This is a genomic window from Protofrankia sp. CiP3 (assembly GCF_917627345.1).
Taxonomy (GTDB): Bacteria; Actinomycetota; Actinomycetes; order Frankiales; family Frankiaceae; genus Protofrankia.
This window is the reverse complement of record NZ_CAKJTM010000122.1, coordinates 1-4,628: the sequence shown is the minus strand read 5'-3', so window position 1 is coordinate 4,628 and position 4,628 is coordinate 1. Positions and strand designations below refer to the sequence as shown.

The 4,628-nt window shown below is 69.4% G+C and carries 2 protein-coding genes and 2 pseudogenes; all 4 read left to right on the top strand.

What is annotated here, in order from left to right:
• Nucleotides 1-436: pseudogene (locus tag MJ797_RS23490) on the top strand (hypothetical protein); the annotation flags it as partial.
• A gap of 279 nt (nucleotides 437-715) precedes the next feature.
• Entirely contained in the window at nucleotides 716-1,795 is a 1,080-nt protein-coding gene (locus tag MJ797_RS23485; protein WP_239341302.1) for a hypothetical protein, read from the top strand.
• A 90-nt stretch (nucleotides 1,796-1,885) separates the two neighbouring features.
• Nucleotides 1,886-3,661 carry an Ig-like domain-containing protein gene (locus MJ797_RS23480; protein ID WP_239341300.1) on the top strand — a complete coding sequence of 592 codons (1,776 nt, stop codon included), beginning with the start codon at nucleotides 1,886-1,888 and terminating at the stop codon, nucleotides 3,659-3,661.
• Between the two features lie 247 nt (nucleotides 3,662-3,908).
• Nucleotides 3,909-4,628 (top strand): annotated as a pseudogene (locus MJ797_RS27105) (YncE family protein); the annotation flags it as partial.

Below are 4,628 nucleotides of genomic sequence, written 5' to 3'. Positions count from 1 at the left end.
AGAGCGCCCGAGGATAGGACTGTCCGGCTCGCGGCTCCCCGCGTCCCGCCCGGCCGCGTTGTCGTCAGTCGGCGCCCACCACCAGGGCGCCTTCCTCCTCCGCCTTGCCGGATCGGGCGCGGATAAGCCGCTCGCTGATCGAACGCCCTATCCTCGGGCGCTCTTAGGCACAGCGTCGGTATGGTCGGCCCGCAACAGCTCGGCCGCCGCGCTCTGTGCGGCCGCCCCAGCTGTCCCGATCAATGGGCTGCGGGGCAAGGGCTCCTACCCCGGCGACGGGGCTGGCGTGCCCCTCACCGAGGGCACGCACGATCCGAGTTTCTGGTCCGCGACCGGTAACTTCGGAGGCCAGTCCGAAACCGGCGATCAGGCGACCAGTTCTGCCCGGTGTGCCCGGTCTCGAGGACCGAGGCAGCCGCCGAGAAAAACGGGCTGACCGGTCGGCTTTTAGGACGTTTTCCGGAAGCCAGCTGTCTGGCTCGCCGCATCCAGAAAAACCCCCGGCCGTGTTCTCGGCCACACCAGTACAACTCATCCTCATATCCCGGTATCGGGGTGGCCCGCGGCCTTGCCAGGAACCATCAGCGTGGCGCGTCCCACGACGCCCATTGATCAAGGAATTATTTTCGTTTCCGTTCCGTGCGCACCGTTTCTCAACAGGGCCGCACACAGATGTCGACTGTGTCGAAGCCCGCGAGGGAGAGTCGAGAATCCGATGAGGAAGATATCGCTGCGGCATCCCATCCTGGAAAAAGCGCTGATCGCAGGTGCTTTGCTGGCCGTAGCGGTGCCGGGAGCCGCGTACGCCAACACCGTGAGCGTCACCGTGAAAACCCCGGGAGCCACCAGCGGACCCGGGTCCACCTTTGCCGAGATCTCGACCCACGCGGACTGCGCCAGCGGCCTTGTCTCGGGAGGTGGGATCAACCAGGCCATTGGCACCGGCTCATCGTCGAACGGCAACCATGTGATGGGCACTGAGCCCAGCGCCGACGGCAGCGCCGAATACACCGGCTCGACCGGGGTCGTCGGCACCGACGTGACGCACTGGCTCGGTATCGGCGGAAGCGGGGGAGCGGTCAATGGCTCCTTCTCCACCACTCCCTACGCGGTGTGTTTCACCAGCAATCTGATCAACCATATCCAGGTGGTCATGAACAAGATCGCAGGCCCCACGTCAGGCTCGACGGTGGGCCTCGTCACCGCCACCTGCCCGGCCAGCACGGTCCTGCTCGGCGGCGGGGCCCGTACCACCCCGGCCAGCGTCGGGAGCCTCAAGCCGATCGCCAGCTTCCCCACCTTCAACAACTCCGGACACAGCTACGGGCAGAAAGCCGCGGCCGACGGTGAGACCAATCCGGATTCCTGGACCGCTGTCGGCTGGGACGGCGGCGGAGGCAGCAGCAACAACACGACCTACGCCTACGCGATCTGTAGCGGGAACAACATCAACGTCAGTGGTGTCACCGTGAAAGTCCGGTACAGCGAGGTAAGCGGGCCGACCACAGCCACCACCGGCCAGACAGTGACGGTCGGCTGTGGCGGCCAGGACGGGAAATTGGTCAGCGGCGGCGCCGCTGTCAGCGGTGGCAGCGTGACAACCACCAACTTCACCGGACCAGGCTCAGGCGGTGATCACCTCAACGGAAGCTTTCCCAGCGATTCGGGTGGCAGCGCTGTCAGCGATGGAACCACCACGGCGGCGTACTGGACAGCTTCCACCCACACCGGGGGCTCAAGCTCGTCGAACACCTACTCCGATAGCTGGGTGTTGTGTGCCAACGACGGCGTCTAGGCCGTGTCGCGATCCATCCACCCACCACCGGCCATCCAACGCAGGACCGGAAAGGCGCCGTTGATTCCCGTGAACCGTCGTTGTTCCAGCATGTCCAGATCCACGGCTGTGGTGGCGGCCTGCGCTATCGGTGCCGTGGCCGTCATTGTGGGAGCGCCTTTCACCGCGGTTGCTGATCCGGCCAGTACAGCCGGGCCCTGCGGCGCGGGCGGGGTCTTCAGCGCACCGTCACCCACCTGCACCTATGCCGCGTCCGGTACGGACACTTTCACCGTGCCGGACGGGGTGACCAGCGTGAGCGTCGACCTGTTCGGAGCCGAGGGGGGCAGCGCGGCCGGCTTCGTTGCGCCACAGCAGCCGAACGAGGGAGCACCCGGCGGGCTCGGCGGTGAGACCCGCGCGACCCTGGCGGTGAGCCCGGGGCAGATTCTCCAGATCACCGTGGGTGCCGCCGGGATACCCGGCACCTCCCGGCACGGCGAGTTCGCCCGGCCCGGCGGCTTCGGCCACGGATCCGGCGGCGGCGGTGCACACGGCGGGGGCGGGTCTGGTGGCGGCGGCTCGGAGGTGCGGCTCGCCCCCTTCGGCCAGCCCGATCGGGTGCTGCTGGCGGGCGGCGGTGGCGGTGCCGGTAACGGTGGGCCCCTGCTGCGTGGCGGGAACGGCGGCGGTCCCGCCGGAGAGGCCGGCGGCCAGGGCGGCGGCCCCGCGGGATCCGGTGTCGCTGGCGGTGGCGGGACCCAGACCGCACCCGGGACCGGCAGCCCCAACTCCGCGGTCGGTGGTCCTGGAATACCAGGCAGTGATATCGATCCCAACACCGGTCAGCCCAACCCGGGCAGCGGCGGCCCAGGCGGTAACGGTGGCGGTGGCGGCAACGGCGGTGGCTACTTCGGCGGTGGCGGCGGCTCCGGCGGTGGGAACCCCGGCGGTTTCGTCGGGGCAGGTGGCGGTGGAGGAAGCGGGTACGCGACGCCGGCGGCAACCGACGTCTCCCTCATCCCGGGCGTCAACCACGGCACTGGCAAGGCGATCGTCTCGTTCCGGTACGGAACCGCGATCACGCTGGCCCCGAGCACGTCCACCCCGCTGTTCGGGCATGCCATGACCGTCACCGCCAGCGTGGGCTCCGTGAACCCGGCCGCGGGCATCCCAACCGGGACGGTCACGTTCTCGGACGGAACGACACCGCTGGCGACCGTGCCGCTCAGCGACGGTCAGGCCAGCCTCAGTATCAGCAAACTCCAGCCCGGGGCACATCCGATCGCCGCCAGGTACAGCGGAGACCCGGGTTTCGCGCCGAGCGGCACGGCAGGCCCCACCGAGATCACCGTCGGATTCAGCCAGCCGTGCACGACGACACCGCGGCACGGGCCCCTGACGGTGGCCGCCGACCAGTCGTTGTGCATCGGCCCCGGCGGCAGGCAGGATGGCCCGGTCACCGTGCGCCCCGGTGGCGCCTTGGCCGTGTCGGACGCTGAGGTCACCGGTCCTGTCTCCGCCCGCGGCGCCCTCGCGGTCACCGTCTGCCGGTCGACGCTGAACGGACCGGTCAGCATCCGGGCAAGCGGTGGATACGTGCTGATCGGTACGGAGCGGAACGACGCAACGGCATGCACGGGTAACACCATCAACGGCCCGCTGACGCTGGATGCCAACAGCGGCGGCCTCGAAACCTCGACCAACACGATCAACGGACCTGTACGGATCACCGCCAACAGCGGCAGCGGCCTGCTACCGGAGAACGCTGTGCCCACATTTGACGCCAACCACGTCACCGGTCCCCTGACCTGCAGCGGCAACGAACCCACACTGCGGCAGAACGGCAACACCGTGGATGGGCCACGCTCCGGACAATGTCAGTAGCCGCCGTTCAGCGCGGCGGTGGCGTGCGCCTATCGGTTGATACCCCCCCTTGGATGCAGAGGGCCAGCGCACCGTCCGCATCGTGCTGGGAGCAGGGGCTCGGCAAGCTTGATCGCGATCGGGCAAGCCTCTTACCTGCCCCAACAGCCCGATTCGAACTCCTGCCGAGGGTTCTGCTGTGAGGCAGGCGGTGCGCTGACCGCTGGAAACCGCCGGAGCACTGAATGGACGCGAGAGGAAGCGGTTTATGAATCGGAATCGTCGAGCCTGGGCGCTGCCCAGGGCGCTCTTACAGACGGCGCCGCTGCTCGGCACGGTGCTGAGCGTGGGTATCGCCGCATCAGTGGTAACACTGACCCCATGGGACACGGCGGCCGCGGACAGCAATCCCTGCGGCATCTCGGGTGTGCTGTCCGGATCGACCTGCACCTACCAGCGGGTGGGCTCGGACACGTTCACCATGCCCGCCGGGGTGACGTCGGTGCAGATCACGGTTACCGGAGCCCAGGGTGGCCACTACTTCGTGGCCGGCGATGCCGCACACGGCGGCTCGCCGACGGGTGACATCACCGGCCGGCCCGGTGGTGGCGGCGGCCAAGCGGCCGGGACACTGTCCGGGCTGGCCGCCGGCCAGGTTCTCCAGGTCGACGTCGCAGGCCGGGGTGCCGACGGCACGGCCAACCGGTCCGGCGGTAAAAACAACGGCCCCGCCGGCGGGCAGGGCGCGCTGGGCGGCTTTGGCGGGTCCAACGGCGGCGTGGCGGGCGGCCCAGGTGACGCCTCGGGCGGAGCCGGCGGGTCCGCGCCCAGCAACGGCGGCAACGGCGCCGCCGGCGGCGGCTCCTCAGACGTGCGGATGGCCAATGCCGGCTGTGCGGCACTGACCTGCCAGCTAGCCGACCGGGTGCTGGTCGGCGCGGGGGGCGGCGGCGGTGGTGGCACCGGCGGGCAGGGCCAAGCGCTCGGC

Coding starts and splice junctions, on each gene's coding strand:
- MJ797_RS23485 (WP_239341302.1), top strand. CDS start 716: ATGAGGAAGATATCGCTGCGGCATCCCATCCTGGAAAAAGCGCTGATC.
- MJ797_RS23480 (WP_239341300.1), top strand. CDS start 1,886: ATGTCCAGATCCACGGCTGTGGTGGCGGCCTGCGCTATCGGTGCCGTG.